The sequence below is a fragment of the Pseudactinotalea terrae genome (genome assembly GCF_009733845.1).
Lineage (GTDB): Bacteria > Actinomycetota > Actinomycetes > Actinomycetales > Beutenbergiaceae > Pseudactinotalea > Pseudactinotalea terrae.
Genome location: NZ_WNXZ01000001.1, coordinates 1,160,440 through 1,182,732, shown reverse-complemented (window position 1 = coordinate 1,182,732; position 22,293 = coordinate 1,160,440). Strand labels below are relative to the sequence as shown.

The window sequence follows — 22,293 nt, the reverse complement described above, 5'->3', positions numbered from 1 at the left end:
CCGGTAGATGTGCGGCGCTCAGGGGCGGACCGGCTCCTCGTGCGACGGGGTACGCACTGTCACCCGGTCGCTGCCGTCCACGGCGCGCAGCACGTCCAGGGAACCCTCGCCGTCCTCGCGATGCTGGTAACCGCGGGCCCCTTCCTCCAAGCTGAGCACCGCCACACCCGACCCCTTGACGTTGACGCTGACCTTGCGGTCCGCTCCGGCCAGCACCGCGACGGTGGCCTGGCCCTCGACGTCGATCGGGTTACCCAGAGCGGACTCGGCGTAGATGACGACGTCGCCGCTGGTGACGCGCAACCGGGCGAAGCCGCCGGTGACGATGACCTGCAGCGGGCTCTCGGGGTTGCCGCGGACCTCCAACGGCTCGTGGCCGATGGTGTCCAGACCGCTGATGAGCACGACCCGGCCCGGGGCGCGGGTGGCGTTGAGCGCCTTGCGCGCAGCGGTGAGGTTCTCGGGGCGCAGCTCGGTGCCGTCCAGGCGCGGCGCCGCCGCGAGCGTGGCCCGCTGAGCCGCCCTGCCGCGACGCCGACCGACGTCGTCCTCGAGCTCCTCGCAGGCACGCAACAGCTCGACCGGGTCGGTGAAGATGCCGTCCCGGCGCGGCAGCGACTCGGCGACCTCACCGGTGAGGTCGGTGCCCGCCGCGGCGGTGGCGATCCCGAGGAACATCAGCTGCGCCTGGTCGCCGTCGAGCGAGAAGTCGGTGTAGGTGCCGTCCTCGTGGGACAGCGTGACGAAGGCACCGCCGCTGAACGTCTCGGCGTCATCGGCCCAGTCGGCCCAGTCCTCGTGCGCGGGCCAGTCGGCCACCGCGGGCCACTGGGTCATGCCGGTGCCGGGGACCTGCCCGTGGGCCAGCGAGGTGAGCGCCGCACGAACCGTGTCGGCGTCCAGGTCGAAGTCGGTGTAGTCGTGCTCCGTGCTGAGCGTGACGAAGGCGCCCCGCCCGGCGAACAGCTCCGCGTCCTGGAGCCACCGGCGCCCCTCGGGGACCAGGGTCAGCCCGGTCTCGGTCTTGGGCTCGGCGGCGAACTGGCCGCCGACGCTGACGCCGGCGGGCTGACGGTGACGGGTCGCGATGCTGGTCATGCCTGCTAGATGTGCGGGCAGCTCACCCGGCCGGTTCGGTCGGGTAGGTGCTGGCCAGCCAGGCCCGCGCACCCGCGGGGTCCTCGAATCGGCTCTCGTCCTGGGCGCTGACCGACGCGGCGAGCACGGGCCCGAAGTGCGGGCCGGGGGACCAGCCGGCGGCGATCAGGTCGGCACCGGTCAGGATGCGGCGCACCGGGGCGGCCTGGGTGCCCTCGGCGCGGGCGATGTCCAGCCAGGCGGTCGTGGTGCCGGCACGGGCGGCCGCCCCGCGGCCCCGCTTGTCTGCCTCCACCACGAGCGCCCACTGCTCGATGCTCGCCGGTGCCAGTCGCCGGGCCAGGCGTCGCACCGCCTGCCGGGTGGGTGCGGTGCCGTGGGCGGTGACCATGTGCTCGGCGACGATAGGTGCGACGAGGTCGCGCACCTCCTTGGGTGCCCCGATGTCGGACAAGAACGTCGCGGCGGTGCTCGCGCCCGCCGTGTCGTGCCCGTGGGAGGTGATCCGCCCGTCGGGGTGTTGCTGGGTGTGGGTGGCCTTGCCGACGTCGTGCAGCATCGCGGCCAGCACCACCACGGCCCGGTCACGCCCGCTCAGGTCGTGCTGCTCGGCCAGCGTCGCAGCGGTGTCGGCTGCCTGCCGGGTGTGCTCGAAGACGTCACCCTCGGGGTGCCAGCGGTCATCCTGCCCGACCCCGCGCAGGTCGGCCAGAGCCGGGAAGTGTGCCAGCCACCCGGTCTGCTCCAAGGTGTCCAGCCAGGCCGAGGGGCGGGTAGCGGTGGCAGCCATGGTCGACCACTCGCCCCAGATCCGCTCCCGGGACAGCGACCCGAACTCCGGGACCAGGTCGCGCGCCAGGTCCACGGTGGCCGGGTGCATCCGCATGCCCAGCCTGGCGGCGAACCGGGCCCCGCGCAGCACCCGCAACGGGTCCTCGGCGAATGCGGGACCGGTGTGGCGCAGCACCCCGTCGCGCAGGTCACCCAGGCCACCCCAGCAGTCCACGATCTCATCGGCCGCCGGGTCGTAGAGCAGCGCGTTGACGGTGAAGTCACGTCGCGCGGACGCCTCCCGGACATCGCAGAACGGGTCGACCTCGACCGCGAAGTCGCGGTGCCCGGGCCCGGTGCGCCGTTCCCGGCGTGGCAGGGCGACGTCGAGACGTTCCCCGTCGCGGGAGACGGTCAGCACCGAGAACGCGGCACCGACCTCCTCCACGCGGGCGACCCGGGACAGCACCTTGCGCAGCCGGTCCGGCTCCAACCCGTAGGCCTCGATGTCGATGTCCTTGGCCGGGTGGCCCAGCAGCCGGTCCCGCACGCACCCACCGACCAGGTAGGCGTTGCCGCCAGCGGCCCGGATCGCCTCCAGGACCACCACGGTGGCCGGGGTGAGCTCAAGCAGCCTGTCAGCGCGCACCCGGTCGGCAGCGGTCAAGGTCAGGTCGGCCTCGGCGCGGGTGGTCGCGGTGAACTGGCCGCCCTCGCGGAGGCCGGCAGGTTGACGGGGACGATCGAGTGTGGGCACACCCGGTAGATGTGCGGCCACTCGGCAAGGTCGGCTCAGGCCAGCGGGTCGGCCTGGAACTCCGCACGCATCCGGTTGACCACACCGACCATCTCCTGCACGCCGAACGGGCGGCGCTGCCTCACGGCGTGCTCGCGCTCGGCGTCCAGCTCCCGGGCCAGGGAGGTGGCAGCGAAGTGGCCGCAGTCACCGACACCGAACTCAGCCAGCACCTCCTGGCAAGCTTCAGCGGCCGCACTGCCCATCGGCTCGTTGGTGGACTGGGTGGCGAACAGGTGCACCGCCCGCGAACGCTGCTCAGGGCTCAGCGACGGCGGGACCGGGTGCTCGGCCACGATCTCTGCCAGGCTGGAGCGCAGCAGCTTGCCGGCGGCCTCGTTGGTCTTGGGGCCCAGGATGTGCCAGGTCTCCTCGAACAGGTCCGGGTCGTGCCGCATCGCCAGGCCACGGACCAGCACCGCCTCAGCGGTGATCAGGTCGCTGTGCTCGACACTGCCGCCGACGGCGGCCCGCGCCCGGAACCGGTTGCGCAGCAGCGACTCCACCGCGGTCGCGTACTCCAGCTCGGCCGGCTCGCTCAGCCCGGTGGCGTCGACGTGCCCGTTGCGCGACAGGCGCAGGTGGCCCGGCTTGGCGGCCGGCGCCAGGGACAGACCGGTCTCGGTCTTGGGCTCGGTGGCGAACTGGCCGCCGGTGCTGAGGCCGGCGGGCTGGCGGTTGCGGTCTGCGGTCGAGGTCATACCACGTAGATGTGCGGGACGCGGCGTGACGTGACTCGGCGCAACAGGCGACGCAACCAGCACCGCCGGCCTCCTCGCGCGAGCTGCTCCGAGGACTGGGTCCGCTGCCACGGTGTCTCGGTAGCCACCACCGCCACCACCCGGGCCGTCGGCACCCGCCCTTCCAGGAGCCGGACCTGACGCCTGGGCAGGTCCAGGGTGGCGCGGCACACCTGCACCAGGTCCTGGGTGACCACCTCGTAGACATACACCTGCCCGTAGCCGCCCAGCTGCGCCCAGTACAGCGCCAGGTCCAGGCTCGAGGTCACGCACACCTGATCGGTCGGTGACTGGGTGTGGTTGGCCCGCCAGCCCGGCCGCACGACCTCACCCGGGGTCAGCTGCACCCGGCTGCCGTGGTAGAGCCTGCCGTCCATGACCTGCTCCACACCGACGTAAGCACCGCGGGCAGCGGCGCTGGATGGACAGCGGGCAGCGGTGGCCGCCAGCTCCTCGAACGGCGTCCGGTGCCGCATCTGGGCCGCTCAGGCGTCCAGACCGAGCTGCAGGCGGGTCGCCTCGTCGGCGGCGTGCAGACGGTCAGCCTCGGTACGCACGTCGCTCAGGTAGGTGCGCAGCACCCGGTCGGCGGTCTCCCGGTCGGGACCGAGCTGGTCCAGGACCTTGTTGAGCCGGTTCCGGTTCTGCCGCTCGGTCAGGGTGTCGATGCCGTCCTTGATGGCCGACCGGGCGAACAGCTGGGCGTCGGCACCCTCGGAGAAGGTCCGGACCTTGATGTGGTCACCGGGCAGGGCGAACCCGACCTCGGTGAGGCCGACCTGCGGGTCGCGGCGCGCAGCCACCGGCCGCTGGAGCTCAGCGCGCTCGACGGCGTCGGCACGCAGCTTGGCGTCGGCGTGCCCCCGGGCCAGGTCGCTGATCGCGGCGGTACGGGCCTTGCGCAACGCGTCGGCCAGCTCGGCCGGAGTGTGCTGCGCGGGCAGCAGCACATCGGAGTAGCCCGAGGCACCCTCGGCCTTGATGCGGTACGTGCCCACCTCATAGGCCGAGACCCGGTAGCTGGACACGGCGGTGTGCAGATCGCCGGCGAACCGGTTCTGACCGTCGATGTCCAGGACGGCCTCGGGCCCCAGGTGGAGCTCGTTCAGGGAGTCCACCATCGCCTGCCCGTCCTCGAGCACCTCGCCCTGCACACGCACCCCGTGGTCGGTGCCGGTCAGGCTGACCTGCGCCTCCGAGCGGGGGTCAGTGGAGAACTGGCCGCCCTCGCGGACGCCGGGCTGGACTCGCTTCTGGTTCGTCATGTCTGGTAGATGTGCGGGTCAGCGCCACCACAGACGCCAGGCGCTCTCGCCCGGGCGCCAGGGCACCTCGACACGCTGGATGCGCTCGGGGGCGGCCAGGAAGTCCAGCCCGTACCGCTCCCGCATCAGCGTGATCGCCGCATCGGGGTCGGTGGCGTCGGCGTCGTGCAGGTCGATCGAGGTCACCGAGAACCGTTCGTCCTCACGGTCGGGTCCGATGACGTAGCCGGCGACCTCGACCTTGCCGGGGTGACGCACCGCCGCCAGCAGCGCCGACCGTGTGGTGGGGGCGTTGTGGTGGCGGTCGGCCAGGTTCTGCTTCGGCAGCGTCTTGCCGATGGCGAGGGCGTCAGCACCCGAGACGCCTGCGTAGCGCATCGAGCCGTTGTCGCCGTTGATGCGTTCGAACCGTTCGCCGTCGATCTCCCAGGAGTTGAAGGCGTAGGCGTTGTAGGTCGAGGAGGTGTAGCGCCCGAGCGGGCCGGTGATGGCGGTGGTGAACCCGGGCGGGCCGAACATGCCGACCCGGCGGGCGCGGCGGGCCAGCCGCTGGGTGGCCCAGTCGGCCATGTCGATGCTCTGCTCGGCGTCCTGGCGCACGTGCTCACCGGGCCTGCGTGGCGGGGCGGTCACCTTGGCGGCGCGGCGGCGTGCGAGCACGTTCTGCTCGATCGGGACGTCCTTGGGGGTCGTCGGGGTGACCGGGCAGGCGTGCTGCTTGGCGGCGGAGTAGAACCGGCCGCAGGTGAGGCAGTTGGCGACCTGCGCGCGGGTGTTCCCCTTGATGATGCGGTTGAACTGGGCGCCCGGGGAGGCGGCCCCGGCGACGGCGAGGAACCGGTCGCGGGAGACCTCGTGGCCGTACAGGGCGCCGGTGGCGGTGCGCGTGGCCATGGTGCCGGTGGACTCGTCGTAGCCGATGGCCTCCACCCAGGAGGACTCGACCGGCTGCAGCGGTGCACCGGTGCCCAGGTCGCGGGCACGGGCGCGGGCCAGCAGGTCACCCACCTCACGCAGCGCCTTGCGGGGGCGGCGCGACTCCAGCACGGCGCTGACGGCCTCGGCGACCAGCTCATCACCGGCCTCGAACCCGACACCGGCGGTGGCGTACCCGCCGCCGGGGCGTGGGGTGATGCGGATCCACCCGGTGACCGGGCGGCCCTCGACGGTGGCCGAGATCGGGACGTCGACCGTCCCGTTCTCCTCGCGGACGAAGGAACGGACGGATTCGGCGGCCGGCATCTGCAGCTGCACACCGGCACCGGAGTAGGTCATGCGGGCCACCCGACGGCGACCACGCAGGCCACGGCCGGTGGCGGTGGTGCCGTAGTCGTCGGGCATCTGCGGGTACCCACCGGCTGCGGCACGGTACTCGGCGGCGATGAAGTGGCGGTCCCACCAGGTGTCGGCGTGGGCGGTGGGCCCCTCACGCAGCACGGTGGCGGGCACGAACCCCTCGGAGCGCAGCGCCGTGTGGCGGTCCTGCTCGTTCGTCGCGGTCAGGGCGACCGGGGACTCGTGACGGGTGGTGGTGGTCCACTGGCCGCCCTCGCGCACCCCGGCGGGGACGCGGGGGGCCGTGATGGGGGAGGCCGGGGCAGTCATGCCTCGTAGATGTGCGGGGCCCGTCCGAGGAAGTCGTCCACGCCCACAAGGGCGCCGGCACGCAGGGCAGCGAGCCGCTCACCGAGCAGGGCCTCGAGCTCGCCCGGTGTACGGCGCTCGTACAGCTGTTCGATGTGGTCCTTGAGCTTGCGCTCGGTCGGCAGGACCGCCGTGCCGCAGGCACCCTCCAGTGCGGCAGGCTGGGAGCACTTGGGGCACTCCCACGTCAGTGGTGAGGTCGCCGTGGAGGCGAAGCGCAGCTCGGTGCGGTGCTTGCCCGGGCACACGTAGGCCTCGCGGCGGATCCCGATCGGGCCGCGGGTCAGGGCCTTCTCCCCGGCCGGCAGCCGGGACCGCTTCGCCTGGTGCCAAGGGGTGGCGCCCAGCACGGTGCCGGTGTGGCTCACGGGGTCTCCTCGCGGGTGTAGAAGGTCAGGTCACCGGCGGCCGTCAGCGACATCAGCAGGCCGCGCTCATCGGCGGGGTCGATGAAGCGGACGTTGCCCTCGGGGGCGGGCCGGTCGGTGTAGGGGGCGAAGTCGGTGGCGATCAGGACCAGCGGGATGTCACAGGTCCAGGTGGCGGGCACCGCGAACAGGTCGCCGCGGGAAGCGAACAGGGCGGTCAGCTCCTCCTCGGTCAGGCGGCCCATCAGGTGAGGGTCGGCCTCCACGGCGCGCACTGCCAGGTCGGCCTGCAGGGCGTTGGTACGCAGCACCGCCATGCGCCAACGCTGCTCCAGGGTGATTTCGTGGTCGGTGTCATAGCCCGGGATGAGGGCGGCGACGAGCTCGGTGACGGTGTCGGCGTAGTACGCCTCGCCGTCGACCAGCAGCGCGAAGGTCGCGTCCTGGGCGGTTGTGGTGGTCGTGGTCATGCTTCCTCCCGTGTGCCGACCGAGACCAGTCGACGTCGTGATTGCACCGTTGCCAGCTCGCGTGCCACCCGGCGGCCCAGCGCGACGTCGGAGACACCGGTGGACAGGACACACTCGGCGTCGGGGCGGGGCCGGCCGGATGCCTGCCACAGGGCGCCGCCCTGCTCGAGCAGCCACGCGACCTCGCCCGGTGAGCGCACGTCGTGCACCACGACCGGGGCCGAGCCCAGCATCGAGGCGCCGGCGGCCACGCTGGCCTGCACCGCGGCCACCCACACCGAGGCGGGCAGCAGGCTGCCGGGCAGCGTGAACCGCATCTGCTCCAGCAGCCGGGTGACCTCCGGGCCGTGGATGCGGTGAGCGGCGGCACCGTCCCAGCCAGCGGTCGCGACGAGCTCGGCCAGCGACCGGTCGCTGGACAGCATCGGGTCCAGCGTCTCCAGGGCGGCGCGGGCCGGTGCTCCCAGGTCGTAGTCGCGGAAACCGTGGGTGCTCACGAGCGTGTCGACGACGCGACGCTCGGACTGACCGGTCGGGCCGAGCAGCCCGAGCAGCAGGGGCGGGTTCTGTGTCACACCCTGCCTATGCGGCTCAGCCACGGTCGGCTGCCACCTTGTCGGCGTCCAGGCGCAGGGCATGAGCGGCGGCTGCCGCACCGCGCAGTCGCGGCTCTGGGGTGTCACGACCGTCGAGCGCGCCCCAGCCACCCTCGGCCTCCAGCCGGGAAGCGGGCCGGTCGTCCTCGAGCCCATCGTCCAGGCGGGGGACGAACTCGGCGATCTGGGCGGCGGTCGGTTCGGGGTTGCTGGCCTGCCGCACGCCCAGGCGGCGCAGATGCCGCTCGTAGTCATCGGTCGAGGCGTAGTAGCCCTTGAAGACGGTGGAGGCCTGGCCCTCGAACTCGGCGACCCCGACACCCCTGGCGGCCTTGGCGTCCTCGGCGATCCATTCCGGCACCCACGGCACCGCGTCGGGGTTGGCGAAGGCGTGCCCGCGGGCCTGCTTGGTGGCCTGGGAGCCGAGCAGCACCCGGTTGGGCAGGTTGATCTTGACCGACGGCGGGATGCCAGTGTTGGACTGAGCCTGCTGGGTGGCGAGCACCAGGCGGATGCCAGCGGCTCGCATCTCGGCGGGGATCTTGGTGATGACGGCGCGCAGCAGGTCCCGCTCGGCGGCCCTCTGCTCGGCCTCCAGCCGCACCGGGTGGTCCTTGGGCAGCGACTTCGGGATGGGGTCGGCAGCGAACAGGCCGGTGAGCTCGTCGGCGACCAGGGTGATGATGGGCATGTCCTTGCGGACCGAGGCGGGCAGGTCCTGCCACTTCTGGGCTCCGTGCTTGCGCAGCACCTCGCCGCGTCGGCGGCCCTCGGTGTAGACGAGCTGGGCGACGGCGACGGCGGCCGCGGTGGACTCACAGCCCCAGCCGTGCTCGCGGACCCACGGCTTGCACCACTCGAAGTCGACGGCCTTGTGCGGGACATCGAGGATGGCGAGCTGATGGCCGCGAGCGAGGACGCCGTAGACGATCGCGTTGACAGCGATGCTCTTGCCGCTGCCAGCGAGACCTTGCAGGAGTGCTCCGGCCGACCCGTCGAGGCGGATGTCGAGCAGCGTGTTGGGGCGGCCTTCGCCGCCGAGGTCCATCCCGATCGGGATGGAGAACGGGTCGGAGGTCGTGGCGTCGAACGGGTAGGGGTAGGCGGCCGGGAAGGTCGGCAGCTCACCGGGGATGACCTCAGCGGTCAGCTCACGGGTGTTCACCTTGACGTACCAGCCGGGCTTGCCGATGACGACGGAGGCGACCTCCTCGAGCTTGGTCTTGTGCTTGGACGGCACGTAGGAGGCGGGCAGGTTGACCTTGAACCCGCCACCCTTGCGTGCGGTGACCTGCACGTCCCACGGCTTGACCGACAGGGCCCCGGCGATCGCGGCGCGGGCGCGGACCTCCTCGGTGTTGAGCTTGGTCATGACGGCGAACCCGCGGAACGGCTCGAACGTCGTCATCGTGAAGCCGGGGTTGGCATCCTCGAACTTGTCGGCGAACTTGTCGCCGTCGGCGGGCTTGACCCCGCGCGGCAGGTTCAGCTCGAAGGTGCGACCGCCTCGCTCACCGGGGGTGATGACTTGGGTGATGGTGGTCTGCTTGGAGATGTGGGCGATGCCGCGGTCGACGTCGATCGACTCCAGCTCGAACCCGGGCTTGGCCTTCTCGATCTGGGCGCGCAGCATCTGCTCGTGCTCGTGCACCTCGGGGTTGAAGCTCTTCGGCAAGGGCACGACGGCTCGCTCGATGCGCGACTGGTTCATGTGCTCCTACCTCGGCTGGCCTGCTCTGCTCTCCCTATGCGGCGCCATGGCCGGGAGGTGACGTCGCGTCCGGACTCAGCCGATCCGGATGGCGTACTCGGTGAAGGCGTCGGCGGCGTCGACAGCGATGTAGGCGCCTGCGGCGAGCACGGCAGCCGCCCCGGAGGCGGGTCCCCGGTACAGCGGCGGCGACCACACGTCCTCGGGGTCCTCGACGCGCACGAGCGTCTCGGGCGAGGGCGGTGCTGGCAGCGTGGCGACGCGTCCCGCGCCGGGCAGCACGACAGAAGCCTCAGCCCTGCGGTGCGCGGTGAACTGCCCACCGGTGGTGATACCGGCCGGCACACGGCGGGGGAGCGTTGCGGTCATACCTGGTAGATGTGCGGACTCATCCGGCCAGGCGCTGATACTCCTGCGGATCGAAGTAGCCGAACCGACGCATGACGTCGGCCTTGATCTCGAGGTCACGCGTCACCGGGGCGAGCCACCAGCCCAGAGCGACCTTGTCGTCGGGGTCGAGCCGGTCGTGCTCGCCGTCGAACCGGGCGCCGTCGGAGGTGACCGTGACCCGGGTCTTGTACCTGCGTGGCAGGGTGACCTCGATCGCGGGCCGCATGTTCGGCTCGACGGTCAGGTCGACGTCGACGACGCACAGGTCGTCGTCCATCCAGATCGGCGAGGAGGTCATGGGCACCAGCGCCTCGTAGGCGGTGCGCCGGCCGTAGACCTCGTCGGCGAGCAGCACACACAGCCGGGCCGGGTCGTTGATCCAGTCCGTGGATGTGGTGCCCCACCGGTCAGCCACCTCGCGCGGCGGTGCGTTAGCGGGTCGGCCCGATGTGGACGACAGGGTCACCCCGGCCTCGGCGCGCAGGGTGGCAGCGAACTGGCCACCCTCACGCACACCCGCCTGGACGCGGCCGCGGTCGGGGATGCTCCCGTGCGATGCCTGCGGGCCACGCACCATCAAGCCATCAGCTCACGCAGCCGGGCGTTGGCCGCGGTAAGCCGGGCCTCGGCCTTGTCACGCGCCGCGCTGGCCTTGCGACGCTGCTCGAAGCTGCTGGAGTTGAACCGGTAGTCGTTGTTCGCCTTCTCGCGCGCTGCGAGGGCCCGGTCGAACTCCTCGCGGGCCAGGTCGGTCTCGGTGCGGACGTCGGGGACATCGACCAGGGCCCCGAACGTTGCCTTGGACACCGGCAGCGAGCTGTAGGAGCTGGAGTCGGCGTGCTTCTTCTGCTGCAGCGAGTAGTGGGTGCGGCCGGCCTCGTCCACCCAGGCGCCCTTGCCGGTGACGCCGTCAGTCTCGATGACGTCGGCGAGGGTCTTCACCGACCCGTCGGCGAGCCGGTACCGGGTGCCCAGGTCCTTGTCGACGCGCGCCTTCTGCGCAGAGGTCAGACCCGTGCGGTCGACCCGGGCCGAGTGGACGCGCACTGCTGGCGGCTTCGGCGGTGCCGGCGGGGCTGTGATGTCGGTGTGGCGGGCGGGGTCGATGACGAACGGCATGCGGTCGCGGGTGTCGTACTCGGCCTTGGGGACCAGGAACTTGCGCTGACCCATGTCTTCCCACTCCTGCTCGATCCCGGGGCGGCGGCCGCCGATGGTGGTGGTCACCTCGACCATGCCGGGGTGGTCCTTGGAGTAGCTGGCCGAGACCGCGACGTGGTCGGCGGCGTGCTCGGTGTGGAACAGCTGCTCGGCCCGGGCGCGGGACTGCTCGGCGGTGACGGTCTCACCGGTGGCCTTCTCCCACTGGTCGGGGAACCACTCACGGGTGCGCTCGGCGGCGTCCCGGCGCACGAAGTCGGGGTCGGCCCAGCGGTCCTCACCGCTGCGGTCGCGGCCCTGGCGGTGCGCGGCGTACTCGGCCGGGAAGGTCCACATGGGGATGTTGGCCTCGCAGTCCTCCTCGTACCAGCCGCTGGCGTTACGCAGCGGGGCGGGCACCAGCTTGTTGCGCTGCGGGGACAGCTTGATGCCGCCGTGGCTGGGGGTGCCGACCTCGGCGATGCCGTCGGCGATGTCGTAGACGACGTCGGCCGCACCCCACGGGGTGCGGGAACCGATCCTGATGCCGGCGCTGCCCCAGTCCTGCTGGGCGGGAGCGAGGGTGACGTTGCTCTCGGCCCTGGTCTCGGTGGCGAACTGGCCTCCGGTGATGATGCCGGCGGGCTGACGCTTGCGATTCGCGATGCTGGTCATGCCCCGGTAGATGTGCGGGGCTGCGGTGCTCCTCAGGCGGGCAGGACCTGCACCTGGGACAGGTCCTCGTCACGCTCGGCGAGCCGAGCCACCCTGCGGGCGGACCGCTCTGCCATCGGGGCCGGCGCCAGCCGCAGCTCCAGCACCGTCCGCAGGTCCAGCCCGACCGTGAAGGACAGATACACCGGAGTGCCGTCATGGCGGGTGGCGGTGACGACGAACCGCTGCTCAGGGTCGGGCTCAGCGCGCGAGGAGGCCCCCGCGGGGGTAGGCGCGGGCAGATCGGTCGTCTCGTACCAGCCGCCGCCGAAACTCATGAACGTCGGGGCGAAACGATGCTCGGCGCAGACAGGGCGAGGCTCACCGACCTTGCCGGTCGGGGTGTACGCCTGCACCTGGGCGACAGCGGGGCTCGAGCACAGCTCACAGACGGGTGTCGCGGTGCTCAGGGAGACCTCTGTCTCGGTGCGGGGTTCGGTGGCGAACTGGCCGCCGGTGGTGACGCCGGCGGGCTGGCGCTTGCGGTCCGGTGCGCTGCTCATGCCCGCTAGATGTGCGGGCGCCCGTCCAGGTCGAGCAGGTGCGCCTCGATGTCGGTCTCCCCGCGATCGAGAGCCGCCACGACCCGGTGGTGCCCATCGAGCACCCACCGGTTGCCCTCGTAGATCACCACCCACGGCAGGTCACCACCCTCCGGTTCGCTGCCGGTCAGGTGCCGCGCGACGTGCTTGGCCAGCACCCTGCGCTGCGTGCGCCGCATCCCCGCCAGCGGAACAGGCTCGACGGGGAGCTGCGCCCAGTCGCCCTCCCACAAGGTGATGTGCGTGCCTGCCTGCACCCACGGCACGTCGGGGTAGTCGTTCACACCGCCGTCGAAGTAGTCGTCGATGTCGCGTCGGCGGGTGAGCCTGACACCGGGCTCCTCGGCACGCCGGGTGGCGAACTGGCCTCCAGCCCTCACGCCGGCCGGGACGCGGGCGGCGTTCATGCCAGGTCCGACAGTGCCTGACGCGCGGCGGCCAGCACGTCGTGACGGTGCGGTGGCTGCCCGTGGACGTACAGCTCGCGCGTACCAGCGGTGAACCGCCCGGCCTCGGCGAACTCGCGCACGTTGACCACCGACACCACCAGGTGCTCGCTGCGCCGGCCGCCGACCGGTACGCACACCGGCTCCAGATGTGGCAGCGACTCGTCCTCGGCCTCACACGCCGGCGCGAACATGCTGTGCGGGTCTCGGTCCTGGGCGTGGGTGCGGCGTTGGCGCAGTGCGGCGGCACGCTCCGCGAGCAGGGCGCGGGTGCGGTGCGGCAGAGTACGGTCCTCGCGCCGCTGCATCGTCCAGCGCAGCTCACTGGCCAGGGACGCCAGGCCGACCGGGGTGGCGTCGACCAGGGAACGCAGCGCGTCACGTTCGGCGACGTGCCCGCGGAGCCGGGCCTTGCCCAGACCGGAGGAGATGCGCTGGGCGGCGACCTCGGCCTGAGCCAGCTGCGGGCGCAGCGCCTCGTACTCGGTGAGCCCGGCGTCCAGGTGCCGGTGCGCCACCTCCAACGCGTGCATAGCTGCGGGCGAAGCGAGAGACAGGCCGGGCTCCTTCCGGGGCCTGGTGGTCCACTGGCCGCCGGTGCTCACCCCGGCTCGAACGCGTGCCTTCACGCTGAGGTAGATGTGCGGGCTGCGGCGTAGTTCAGAGACGAGCGAAGCGGTCCGGTGCGAAGGATCCGGAGGCCCGGTCCTGCGAGTCCCACCGCACCCGGACGTGCCCGCCCGGACGGATCTCATCCACGGTGCCGGTCGCGCCAACCCACAGCGTCGTCTCCGAGACGTCCTCGATACGGACACGGTCCCCGGCGGCCAACGGTTCGGCGGCACCCTCAGGGGCCTCCGAGAGCTCACCGGCGGCGGGCAGGATGTCGTACTTCACGCGCGTGATGACCGTCTGGTCCCGATCGGCGTAGACGTCGTGCTTCTTCACCGTGCCGCCGGTCAGGGCCAGCAGCTGGCCGGCGTCGAGCTCCTTGCGCCCCGAGGCGAACCACTTCACCTCGTGCCCGGCCTCATCACGCATGATGACCAGGGTGTTGACACCTCCGTAGTAGGAGTACGGGTCGTCGAGGTAGCTGACCTTGGTCACCGTGACCGTGTGCCCCTTGACCTTCTCACCCTCCGGCGCCATGTGACCCGGGACGTAGTCGGCGAGCTTGCGCTCCCGCTCCACCCGGCGACCCTTCTCCCGAGCCCACGCCGAGACGGCGGAGGCCAGGATGCCGACGTGCCGGGTACCGGTCCACTCCTGGGCGGCCAGCATGCGCAGGTTGGTGGCGTAGTCGCCCTCACCCTCGATCTCGCGAGCGAAGGCCAGAACCTCCTGCACGTCGGCGTCGCTGACCTGCTGAGCGCCAGCGGCGACGCCTGCGATCTCGTCGCGCTCCTGCGGGCCCACCGACCACAGACCCAGCGCCTTCTTCACCGTGTCGGCGGTGGAGGCGCCGGCCCCGTACTGGGCGGCGGAGGCGGACACGTAGTGCTTGCCGCCCTCGGTCGCGGCGATCGCGGTGCGGATGACGTCCTCGGCGGTGGCGGCGTCGCCCAGGCCCGAGGAGTAGCTGGCGTCGGTCCACTCCTCCTCGGCCTTGTCCAGCGGGTCCATGTCCAAGGTCCACAGCCCCGAGGGGCGGATGCCGAGGAAGTTCTGCATGCAGGAGGACCCGACCTGCTTGATGGTGCCGTCCTCATGCCGCACCACATAGGTGACCGACCGGGCGCGGGACTTGCCGCAGTGGTCGCACCGGATGGACTCGGGGCGCCACCCGTTCAGCTCGGCGCCGGGCCGGGTGCGGGCCACCAGGTCGCTCTCGTTGGGGCCGGCCTGGTCCAGGGCGGCGACGAACTCCCAGCCGCCGTAGGAGATGGCCGGCGCGGACAGCTCTAGGTCGCGGTACCACCGGTCGACCTGGCTGCCCTGGGGGCCGACCTTGCGGACGTACGGCTCACCCCAGGTCATCTCGAACCGCTCCTGGATGCCGGCGCGCTCAAGCCGCCGGTTGGCCTTCTCGATGCGGTGCTTGGCGTCCTCGACTGCGGCCTCGGGGAGCTTGTAGACAGGCGTGTAGGCCTCGACGACCTGCTCCTCGGCCACCGCTGGTGCGGTCAGGGTGACGCCGGCCTCGGCCTTGGCCTCGGTGGCGAACTGGCCACCCTCACGTACGCCGGCGTGCACCCTGCTGCGGTCCTGGACGCTGCTGCTCATGACCGGTAGATGTGCGGGGTCACCGCCACGCGAGCGGCAGGTTGTCTGCCCCCAGCGGCGAACCGGTGCTGAACTCGGTGGGGGCGACAGGGTGGGAAGCGGTGCTCCAGGAGGAGATGTCCTGGTCGAACGCCGACGCGTAGTAGAACATCCGATCGAAGGTTGTCCCGTTCGCGGTGTCGAAGTCCAGCGGCCGGTCGAACGCTCGCGCGGTACTGAACATGCTCGCGAAGTTCGTCACGTCCGCGGTGTCGAAGTTCAGCGGCTGGTTGAACTTGATGGCGCCAGAGAACATCGCGTACATGTTCGTCACGCTGCCAGTGTCCAGGTCCAGCGGCTGGTTCAAGGAGGTCGTCTCGTGGAACATGGCGTACATCGTGGTCACGTTCCCCGTGTCCCAGCTCAGCGGCTGGTTGAAGGCAGAGGCCCGCGAGAACATGAAGGTTGTGGTGGTCACCTTCGAGAGATCCCAGTCCAGCGGCTGGTTGAAGGACGGCGCCTGGTAGAACATGTAAGACATGTCGGCCACGTTCCCGGTATCCCACTGCAGCGGCTGGTTGAACGCCGCGGCGCCGGAGAACATCGAGTACATGGTCGTCACGTTTCCCGTGTCGAAACCGAGCGGCTGGTTGAGGGACGTCGCCCCGTAGAACATGGCGTACATGGTCGTCACGTTCCCTGTGTTCCAGCTCAGCGGCTGGTTGAACGCCGCGGCGCCAGCGAACATGTAGTACATGTTGGTCACGTTCGAGGTGTCGAACTCGAGCGGCTGATTGAAGCTCTGCGCCAGGCGAAACATCTGCGCCATGTTCGTGGCGGCGGAGGTGTTCAGGTTGAGCGGACCGTTGAAGCTGGTGGCCCGGTTGAACAACGAGCTGAGGTCCACCACCCCGGTGGTGTCGAGCGCGGTGACACTGGGGAGGTTGACCGCCTTGTAGAAGCCCTCGCTCATGCTGACGGTCTGGTGCAGCGGGGCGTAGTAGGCGACGTCGGCCAGGCACGCCGCAGCGTTCTCGTAAAGGGTGCGGTCGGCTGCGGCTGCGTGAACCCGCCCGAACTGCTCGATGGTCCCCGTCAGAGTCACCGTGTACCTGCCGGGCTCCTCATAGGTGTGGCTGTTGGCGTTCTCGCTGGCGGTGCCGTCGCCCCAGTCGACGGCGTAGTCCGACCCGAACGCCGGCACGTGCAGGGTGCGGGTGGAGGCGGCCGGGCAGCTGGGCAAGGACATGTCGTAGACCAGCGTCGAGGATGTCGGCGTGACGATGCCGCCGTCGCCGTCGCCGTCGCCGTCGCCGGGTGCGGGACCGTCGCCAGGGAAGAACTCGGAGGCGCGCTCCGGCTCGCCAGTCTCGCCCTCACCCCAGGCGACGGCCGCGTAGGGGCGCTCGATACCGGCCGGGGGAGGGTCGGTCAGCCCAGGCAGGTTCTCGATACCACCACCGGCGGCAGCGGTGAGCAGGGCGCCCAGTCCCGCGGTCGCGAGCACCGGGTTGCCGGCGTCGGGGGTGCTAGCCGCGACCGCGACCGGCACCCCGCCGTCGGTGGAGGTGAGCGTGAACAGGCGGCCCGAGCGGGACTGGCCATACAGGACGAACGAGTCGGTATCGGCGAACCCGACGTAGCTGCCGCCTCCGCTGCGGAGCTCACCGCGGCCGTCGGCGAACACCTGCTCGCTCGCGTAGCCCAACCCATCCGGGTCGTAGTTGACACCGGCGGCGGTAGCGGCGTTCTTGAGGTCGGCCCTCACCGCCGCGTCGTGGCCCTTGTCACGCTGGTTCATGAAGAACGGCACCGCGATCGCGGCCACTATCCCGATGATGACGATGGTGACCAGCAGCTCCACCAACGAGAAGCCCTTGTTACGGCCCAGATGTCCAGATGCGAGATGGCCCATGAGGCGGTACATGTGCGGCACCGCCACGACTTGGCCGTGGCCGCGATCTCCGAGCACCGCCGATACCGAGCCGCGGCGGCTCGAGCCACGCGGCGGAAAGGTCCGGCCCGGGGCATCGGCAGCGGTCACCGCCACGCGGGCGGCAGCTGCTCGGTGGTGAGCATCGCCCCGTTAGCGAAGCTCGTCGGCATGGTCGGGTGCGCGCTCACGTCCCAGCCGGAGAGGTCCTGGCTGAACACCCTCGCGTCGAAGAACATGCCGTCCATGTCGCTGACCTGACCGGTCTCGAAGGCGACCGGCTGGTTGAACGCCCTCGCGCCCGAGAACATCCACTTCATGGTGGTGACGTTGCTGGTGTCGAAATCGACCGGCTGGTTGAACGCTCGAGTCTTGTAGAACATGGAGTCCATACGCGTGACGGAGCTGGTGTCGAGGTCGAGGGGCTCGTTGAGTGCCGTGGTCAGAGCGAACATCAGGCCCATGTCGGTCACGCCGGTGGTGTCGAGTGGGCCCAGGGAGCGCAGGTTGGTCCCGTAGTAGAACGCACCGCGCAGGCTGACGGTGCCAAGGTCGGGGGCGTTGTAGGAGACGACCTCCTCGAGGCAGTTCCCGTCGAGGGCGTAGGGCGACTGGTCGTGGCTCGTCAGGTCGTAGTCCCCGCCGAAGTGCTCGATGGTCCCGGTGAGGGTGATGGTGTACCGGCCGGCCTCGGCATAGGTGTGGGTGTTGGTGTTCTCGGTGACGATGCCGTCGCCCCAGTCGATCGCGTAGTCCGACCCGAGCGCGGGGACGTGCAGGGTGCGGGTGGTGGCGGCTGGGCAGCTGGGCAGCGTCGTGTCGTAGACCAGTGCGGAGACGGCCGGGATGACGATGGGACCGCCGTCGCCGTCGCCGGGTGCGGGGGCGTCGGCCGGGAAGAACTCGGACTCACGCTCTTGCTGCCCGCCCTCGCCCTCGCCCCAGGCGACGGCCGCGTAGGGGCGCTCGATACCGACGGGTGGGGTGTCGGTCAGCCCGGGCAGGTCCGCGATACCACCCCCTCCGGCGGCAGCGAGCACGGCACCCAGTCCCGCGGTCGCGAGCACCACATCACCGACGTCGGGGGCCTCGGCCGCGACCGCGACGGGCACACCGCCGTTGGTGGAGGAGATCATGAACAGGCGCCCCGAGCGGGACTGGCCGTACAGGACGTAGGAGTCGATGTCGGCGTACCCGATGTAGGTGCCGCCGTCGCTGAGGAGCTCACCATTGCGGTCGGCGAACACCTGCTCGCTGGCGTAGCCCAGCCCCATCGGGTCGTAGTTGGCTGCCGCGAGGGTGGCGGCGTTCTTGAGGTCGGACCGCGCCGCCGCGTCGTAGCCCTTGTCACGCTGGTTCATGAAGAACGGCACTGCGATCGCGGCCACGACCGCGATGATGACGATGGTGACCAGTAGCTCCGCGAGGGTGAAACCCCTGCTCCGGTCCGACAACGCGCGCGTGAGACGTCCCATGACGCGGTAGATGTGCGGGACCGCCCGGCCTTGGCTGAGACACCGGCTTGGCAGTGCCCGCCGGGACCGGGCACGGCGGTTGGCGGCGCCCCGGGTCGGTGCGGGTCCGACCCGGGGCGCCGCAGCGGTCAGCGCCAGGCTGGAGGCAAGTTGCTGGTCAGCAGTGCAGAGCCATCGTTGAAGCTCGCGGGCTTGGTCGGCGCGGACGCGGTGCTCCAGGACGAGATGTCCTGGTTGAAAGCTGCCGCACCCCTGAACATGTGATCGAAGGACGTCCCGTTCGCGGTGTCCCAGGCCAGTGGCTGGTTGAACACCGGGGTGTATCGGAACATGTGGGAGAAGTCCGTCACGTTCCCGGTGTCGAAGAGCAGTGGCTGGTTGAAGACCCTCGCCTCGTAGAACATGGAGGACATGTTCGTGACGTTCTCGGTGTTCCAGTTCAACGGCTGGTTGAACGCCCGCGCGTAGAAGAACATGCCGCTCATGCTGGTGACGCTGGAGGTATCGAACTCGACCGGCTGGTTGAACGCCCGCGCGTAGTAGAACATGTTGGTCATGTCCGTCACGTTCGAGGTGTCGAAGTCGACCGGCTGGTTGAAGGCCTCCGCCTGCTCGAACATCTTCGACATGTCCGTGACGGCGGAGGTGTCCAGGTCGAGCGGGCCGTTGAACTTCGCCGCGCAGTAGAACAGGCCACCGAGATCCACGACCCCGGTGGTGTCGAGGGCGTCGACGTCCGTCAGGTTCGTCGCGAAGGCGAAGCCGCCTCGCATGCTGATCGTCTCGTGGGCCGGGGCGCTGTAGGAAGCCTCAGCCAGGCACGCCGCAGCCAGCAGGTAGCTCGTGTGGGCGCCCGACCAGTCCAGTCCGAACCGCTCGATGGTTCCGGTCAGGGTGACGGTGTACCGGCCGGCCTCGGCGTAGGTGTGGGTGTTGACGTCCTCGGTGACTGTGCCGTCGCCCCAGTCGATGGCGTAGTCCGACCCGAACGCCGGGACATAGAGGGTGCGTGAAGTGGCGGCCGTGCAGCCGGCCAGGGACATGTCGTAGACCAACGTGGAGGAGGTCGGAATCACGATGCCGCCGCCGTCCCCGTCGCCGTCGCCGGGTGCGGGACCGTCGCCGGGGAAGAACTCGGAGGCACGCTCCTGCCCGCTGTCGCCCTCGCCCCAGGTGATCGCCGCATAGGGGCGCTCGATACCCGGCGGCGGGGTGTCGGTCAGCCCGGGCAGGTTCAGGATGTCGCCGCCGGCGGCGAGCGGGGCACCCAGTCCCGCGGTCGCAAGCACCAGGTTGCTGGCGTCGGAGGTGCCGGCCGCGACCGCAACGGGCACGCCACCGTCGGCGGAGGTGAGCGTGAACAGGCGGCCCGAGCGGGACTGGCCGTACAGGACGAACGAGTCGGTATCGGCGAACCCGACGTAGGTGCCGCCATTGCTGCGGAGCTCACCGTTGCGGTCGGTGAACACCTGCTCGTTGGCGTACCCCAGCCCGGCTGGGTCGTAGTTGGCTGCCGCGAGGGTGGCGGCGTTCTTGAGGTCGGACCTCACCGCCGCGTCGTGGCCCTTGTCGCGCTGGTTCATGAAGAACGGCACCGCGATCGCGGCCACGATCCCGATGATGACGATGGTCACCAACAGCTCCACCAGGGTGAAACCCCGGCTCCGGGCCGGCAGTGCGCGCGTGAGACGTCCCATAACGCGGTAGATGTGCGGGACCGTCGCGCCTGGGCTGTCAAAGGGGTGTCGGCACCGGCATAGACACAATGGTTTCCCTGGCGGAACGATTGTGTCTATCGTGCGGCGGCACGTCAGGTGCCGGTGCGCGGGACGTCAGCGGCTCAGCAGCTCCGCCTCGATCGCATCCACCGCCGGGGCCGCGTGGCCCCCGTAGATGTCGGTGACGAGGTCGGGTGTCAGCGCCGCCAGGTCGCTCTCGTCGAGGTCACCGGAGTCGTACCGCAGCCAGATGACCTCGGCGACCACCGGGAGGCCGGCCTCGCGTGCGCAGTTGCGCACGTGCTGCCACGCGTCGTCCTCCTCGCAGAGCCAGGGGTGGTCCTCGTGCGGTTCGACGTCGGCGACGATCTCGGCCATGCGGTCCGCGGCCGGGGCCAGGTGCTGCTCGTACCAGCGGGTGACGTCCTCCGGCGTCACGGTGTCGAACCGGGCCCGCTCGACCCCCTCGCGCGCCGCCACGACAGACAGCACCTCGTGCACGACCGGCAGCCCGGCCTCCTCGGCGACCGCGCGGGTGCCGGCCGGGGAGTCGGTCTCGAGGCCGCGCCGGCGGCGCGAGGCTGCCATCGCCTGGTCGAACTCGCGCAGCGTGCGGTCCGTGCCTGGGTGCGGGCGGTCGCTGCCGGCGATCAGGTCCGCGACGTACTCGGTGTGCTCGGGATACCACTCGCTCGCCCAGCCCAGCTCTGCGGCGATCGCGTTGACGCTCACCCAGTCGCGGGCGCCGTTGACGTCCTCGGGGCTGGGGTGGGCGTTCTTCCAGGCGTCGAGCTGCGCGGCGTAATCCTGGCCGTCGCCGGAGTCTCCGGGGTGGGGGCGACCGGTGCGGGCGACGAGGTCGGCGATGTCGGACAGGTCATCGCCGGTGTGCCACTCCTCGGCGGTGCCGAGCTGGGCGGTGATGGCATCGAGCACGTGGGCGTCGCTCAGGACCGTGCGCGGTGCGTTGCCGAGTGTGACGGTGGTCTCGGTCTTGGGCTCGGTGGCGAACTGGCCGCCGGCGGTGATGCCGGCGGGCTGACGGTTGCGGGCGCAGATGTCGGTCATGCCGGGTACATGTGCGGGTCCCCGGGGCGGCCGAGGCGGGTCAGAGACGCACGTCGCTCTCGCTGCGCGAGCGGTGCGCGAACTGACCGCCGGTGGACACCCCTGACGGAACCCGACCCTGGGCGCCGCTGTAGAACCCGGTCGCGGGCTTCCAGTGCGGGGTCAGGTGAGCGGCGTGCGGGTCACTTGAGCCGAGCGGACCGTATCCGGCGATTGCGTAGTCCTCGCGGCGCAGCTCACGCTGGCTGTACTCGTCGTTGCCGGTGATGACGCCCCCGGTGCCTGGCGCCCAGCGGACCTGGCGCAGGGCGGCGAACAGGGCGCGGGCGCCGCGGACGCGACGGGCCACCTCCGCCTGGTTGTTGCCCCATCCGGAGTCCCATCGGACGGTTGACGCCTTGCGGTCGAAGGTGATCGTGGCGCCGGAGTCCACGGGGAGCACCATGGTGCGAGCGGTCGGCAGGGGCAGGTCGGTGACCAGGACGCGGCGCGGCTTGTCATAGCCGACGCGCAGCAGGAGGTCGCCCAGGGCGTCCGCGTCGTCCTGCAGCTCATCGGACTGCGCCCACTGCGTCGGGGAGGAACCGGGTCGGGCCGGGGTGTTCGAGAGCTCGTTCACCTGCTTGAGCGTGGCTTGGTAGTGCTCGCGGACTGCATGTCGGTACGCCTCGGGGTCGGTGCGCTGCTTGCGGGTCAGGCCGCGCCAGAACTCTTGGCTCTGCGCGCGGACCCGCTCCTTGACGCTGCGCTCGACCGCGAGCACCGCGGCGTGCACCCGATCGAACTCCTGCGGCGGCAGCGTGATGGTGCCGCTCTCCCAGGTGTCGTTGCTCACAGGGGTCTCCAGGATGCGGGTGGCGGATGTGCGGGTTCAGGCAGCCATCGTTGTGGGAGTGCCCGTGCCTGCCGCCGCGGCGAGCAGGCGATAGATGGCGTCGACGCGGCCGGCGGCGTCCTGCAGGTAGTCCTCGAAGTCGGCGCCGCGGCGCTCGAGCTCATCGGGGTCCTCGGTGTCGGCCAGGACGGGGTAGGGCTGATAGCCCTCCATCAGCTCACGCACCCCCGCCAGCGCCTGCGGGGCGGTCAGCTGGGTGACCTCGGCGAGCCGCTCGTCGGCGTCCTTGCGGTGGGTGTCGGGGAAGCACATGCCTGGTGGATGTGCGGCGCGCCGCACCCCTAGGCGATGAGGTGCGGCGCGCGCGGTTG

General features: G+C 70.9%; 23 protein-coding genes. All 23 read right to left on the bottom strand.

Annotated features, from left to right (window positions below; translation table 11 throughout):
• Positions 1-18 precede the first annotated feature (18 nt).
• Positions 19-1,098 carry a hypothetical protein gene (locus tag GPA03_RS05760; RefSeq protein WP_156250956.1) on the bottom strand — a complete coding sequence of 360 codons (1,080 nt, stop codon included), beginning with the start codon at positions 1,096-1,098 and terminating at the stop codon, positions 19-21.
• A 22-nt stretch (positions 1,099-1,120) separates the two neighbouring features.
• On the bottom strand, positions 1,121-2,626 hold the full coding sequence (locus tag GPA03_RS05755; RefSeq protein ID WP_156250955.1) for a CCA tRNA nucleotidyltransferase: 1,506 nt from the start codon (positions 2,624-2,626) through the stop codon (positions 1,121-1,123).
• A 35-nt stretch (positions 2,627-2,661) separates the two neighbouring features.
• On the bottom strand, positions 2,662-3,366 hold the full coding sequence (locus GPA03_RS05750; RefSeq protein ID WP_156250954.1) for a hypothetical protein: 705 nt from the start codon (positions 3,364-3,366) through the stop codon (positions 2,662-2,664).
• Entirely contained in the window at positions 3,363-3,881 is a 519-nt protein-coding gene (locus GPA03_RS05745; RefSeq protein ID WP_156250953.1) for a hypothetical protein, read from the bottom strand. Before GPA03_RS05745 ends, GPA03_RS05750 begins: the two co-directional genes overlap by 4 nt.
• A gap of 9 nt (positions 3,882-3,890) precedes the next feature.
• Positions 3,891-4,670 (bottom strand): hypothetical protein, encoded by a 780-nt coding sequence (locus tag GPA03_RS05740; protein ID WP_156250952.1) that lies wholly within the window; start codon positions 4,668-4,670, stop codon positions 3,891-3,893.
• Positions 4,671-4,688: 18 nt separating this feature from the next.
• Positions 4,689-6,275, bottom strand: coding sequence for a hypothetical protein (locus GPA03_RS05735; RefSeq protein WP_156250951.1), 1,587 nt, complete (start codon positions 6,273-6,275; stop codon positions 4,689-4,691).
• On the bottom strand, positions 6,272-6,682 hold the full coding sequence (locus GPA03_RS05730; protein ID WP_156250950.1) for an RNA polymerase-binding protein RbpA: 411 nt from the start codon (positions 6,680-6,682) through the stop codon (positions 6,272-6,274). The genes GPA03_RS05735 and GPA03_RS05730 overlap by 4 nt, the downstream gene beginning before the upstream one ends.
• Complete coding sequence (locus tag GPA03_RS05725; RefSeq protein ID WP_156250949.1) at positions 6,679-7,152, bottom strand: hypothetical protein; 474 nt, start codon at positions 7,150-7,152, stop codon at positions 6,679-6,681. The genes GPA03_RS05730 and GPA03_RS05725 overlap by 4 nt, the downstream gene beginning before the upstream one ends.
• A complete protein-coding gene (locus GPA03_RS05720; protein ID WP_156250948.1) occupies positions 7,149-7,751 on the bottom strand; it encodes a hypothetical protein in 603 nt (200 codons plus the stop codon). The genes GPA03_RS05725 and GPA03_RS05720 overlap by 4 nt, the downstream gene beginning before the upstream one ends.
• Positions 7,744-9,459, bottom strand: coding sequence for a cell division protein FtsK (locus GPA03_RS05715; protein ID WP_156250947.1), 1,716 nt, complete (start codon positions 9,457-9,459; stop codon positions 7,744-7,746). The genes GPA03_RS05720 and GPA03_RS05715 overlap by 8 nt, the downstream gene beginning before the upstream one ends.
• A gap of 75 nt (positions 9,460-9,534) precedes the next feature.
• Positions 9,535-9,828 carry a hypothetical protein gene (locus tag GPA03_RS05710; RefSeq protein ID WP_156250946.1) on the bottom strand — a complete coding sequence of 98 codons (294 nt, stop codon included), beginning with the start codon at positions 9,826-9,828 and terminating at the stop codon, positions 9,535-9,537.
• Positions 9,829-9,847: 19 nt separating this feature from the next.
• Positions 9,848-10,426 (bottom strand): hypothetical protein, encoded by a 579-nt coding sequence (locus GPA03_RS05705; protein WP_156250945.1) that lies wholly within the window; start codon positions 10,424-10,426, stop codon positions 9,848-9,850.
• On the bottom strand, positions 10,426-11,664 hold the full coding sequence (locus GPA03_RS05700; protein WP_156250944.1) for a DUF7007 domain-containing protein: 1,239 nt from the start codon (positions 11,662-11,664) through the stop codon (positions 10,426-10,428). The genes GPA03_RS05705 and GPA03_RS05700 overlap by 1 nt, the downstream gene beginning before the upstream one ends.
• Positions 11,665-11,696: 32 nt before the next feature.
• Positions 11,697-12,206, bottom strand: a complete 510-nt coding sequence (locus GPA03_RS05695) for a hypothetical protein (RefSeq protein ID WP_156250943.1) — start codon at positions 12,204-12,206, stop codon at positions 11,697-11,699.
• Positions 12,207-12,211: 5 nt separating this feature from the next.
• On the bottom strand, positions 12,212-12,652 hold the full coding sequence (locus tag GPA03_RS05690) for a hypothetical protein (protein WP_156250942.1): 441 nt from the start codon (positions 12,650-12,652) through the stop codon (positions 12,212-12,214).
• Positions 12,649-13,320, bottom strand: coding sequence for a hypothetical protein (locus tag GPA03_RS05685; RefSeq protein WP_156250941.1), 672 nt, complete (start codon positions 13,318-13,320; stop codon positions 12,649-12,651). The genes GPA03_RS05690 and GPA03_RS05685 overlap by 4 nt, the downstream gene beginning before the upstream one ends.
• 31 nt (positions 13,321-13,351) lie before the next feature.
• Positions 13,352-14,914, bottom strand: coding sequence for a hypothetical protein (locus GPA03_RS05680; protein WP_156250940.1), 1,563 nt, complete (start codon positions 14,912-14,914; stop codon positions 13,352-13,354).
• Positions 14,915-14,933: 19 nt separating this feature from the next.
• Entirely contained in the window at positions 14,934-16,808 is a 1,875-nt protein-coding gene (locus tag GPA03_RS05675; protein ID WP_206673447.1) for a BspA family leucine-rich repeat surface protein, read from the bottom strand.
• Positions 16,809-16,933: 125 nt separating this feature from the next.
• Positions 16,934-18,301 (bottom strand): BspA family leucine-rich repeat surface protein, encoded by a 1,368-nt coding sequence (locus GPA03_RS05670; protein ID WP_156251361.1) that lies wholly within the window; start codon positions 18,299-18,301, stop codon positions 16,934-16,936.
• A 128-nt stretch (positions 18,302-18,429) separates the two neighbouring features.
• Entirely contained in the window at positions 18,430-19,998 is a 1,569-nt protein-coding gene (locus tag GPA03_RS05665) for a BspA family leucine-rich repeat surface protein (protein WP_156250939.1), read from the bottom strand.
• A 135-nt stretch (positions 19,999-20,133) separates the two neighbouring features.
• Positions 20,134-21,087, bottom strand: coding sequence for a hypothetical protein (locus GPA03_RS05660; protein ID WP_156250938.1), 954 nt, complete (start codon positions 21,085-21,087; stop codon positions 20,134-20,136).
• A gap of 40 nt (positions 21,088-21,127) precedes the next feature.
• Positions 21,128-21,922, bottom strand: coding sequence for a hypothetical protein (locus tag GPA03_RS05655; protein WP_156250937.1), 795 nt, complete (start codon positions 21,920-21,922; stop codon positions 21,128-21,130).
• Between the two features lie 36 nt (positions 21,923-21,958).
• On the bottom strand, positions 21,959-22,234 hold the full coding sequence (locus tag GPA03_RS05650; protein ID WP_156250936.1) for a hypothetical protein: 276 nt from the start codon (positions 22,232-22,234) through the stop codon (positions 21,959-21,961).
• Positions 22,235-22,293 lie beyond the last annotated feature (59 nt).

Excerpts from the sequence above, each read along its gene's own strand:
- GPA03_RS05760 (WP_156250956.1), bottom strand. The coding sequence starts at position 1,098 with ATGACCAGCATCGCGACCCGTCACCGTCAGCCCGCCGGCGTCAGCGTC.
- GPA03_RS05750 (WP_156250954.1), bottom strand. The coding sequence starts at position 3,366 with ATGACCTCGACCGCAGACCGCAACCGCCAGCCCGCCGGCCTCAGCACC.
- GPA03_RS05745 (WP_156250953.1), bottom strand. The coding sequence starts at position 3,881 with ATGCGGCACCGGACGCCGTTCGAGGAGCTGGCGGCCACCGCTGCCCGC.
- GPA03_RS05740 (WP_156250952.1), bottom strand. The coding sequence starts at position 4,670 with ATGACGAACCAGAAGCGAGTCCAGCCCGGCGTCCGCGAGGGCGGCCAG.
- GPA03_RS05735 (WP_156250951.1), bottom strand. The coding sequence starts at position 6,275 with ATGACTGCCCCGGCCTCCCCCATCACGGCCCCCCGCGTCCCCGCCGGG.
- GPA03_RS05725 (WP_156250949.1), bottom strand. The coding sequence starts at position 7,152 with ATGACCACGACCACCACAACCGCCCAGGACGCGACCTTCGCGCTGCTG.
- GPA03_RS05715 (WP_156250947.1), bottom strand. The coding sequence starts at position 9,459 with ATGAACCAGTCGCGCATCGAGCGAGCCGTCGTGCCCTTGCCGAAGAGC.
- GPA03_RS05710 (WP_156250946.1), bottom strand. The coding sequence starts at position 9,828 with ATGACCGCAACGCTCCCCCGCCGTGTGCCGGCCGGTATCACCACCGGT.
- GPA03_RS05705 (WP_156250945.1), bottom strand. The coding sequence starts at position 10,426 with ATGGTGCGTGGCCCGCAGGCATCGCACGGGAGCATCCCCGACCGCGGC.
- GPA03_RS05700 (WP_156250944.1), bottom strand. The coding sequence starts at position 11,664 with ATGACCAGCATCGCGAATCGCAAGCGTCAGCCCGCCGGCATCATCACC.
- GPA03_RS05695 (WP_156250943.1), bottom strand. The coding sequence starts at position 12,206 with ATGAGCAGCGCACCGGACCGCAAGCGCCAGCCCGCCGGCGTCACCACC.
- GPA03_RS05690 (WP_156250942.1), bottom strand. The coding sequence starts at position 12,652 with ATGAACGCCGCCCGCGTCCCGGCCGGCGTGAGGGCTGGAGGCCAGTTC.
- GPA03_RS05680 (WP_156250940.1), bottom strand. The coding sequence starts at position 14,914 with ATGAGCAGCAGCGTCCAGGACCGCAGCAGGGTGCACGCCGGCGTACGT.
- GPA03_RS05675 (WP_206673447.1), bottom strand. The coding sequence starts at position 16,808 with ATGGGCCATCTCGCATCTGGACATCTGGGCCGTAACAAGGGCTTCTCG.
- GPA03_RS05670 (WP_156251361.1), bottom strand. The coding sequence starts at position 18,301 with ATGGGACGTCTCACGCGCGCGTTGTCGGACCGGAGCAGGGGTTTCACC.
- GPA03_RS05665 (WP_156250939.1), bottom strand. The coding sequence starts at position 19,998 with ATGGGACGTCTCACGCGCGCACTGCCGGCCCGGAGCCGGGGTTTCACC.
- GPA03_RS05660 (WP_156250938.1), bottom strand. The coding sequence starts at position 21,087 with ATGACCGACATCTGCGCCCGCAACCGTCAGCCCGCCGGCATCACCGCC.
- GPA03_RS05650 (WP_156250936.1), bottom strand. The coding sequence starts at position 22,234 with ATGTGCTTCCCCGACACCCACCGCAAGGACGCCGACGAGCGGCTCGCC.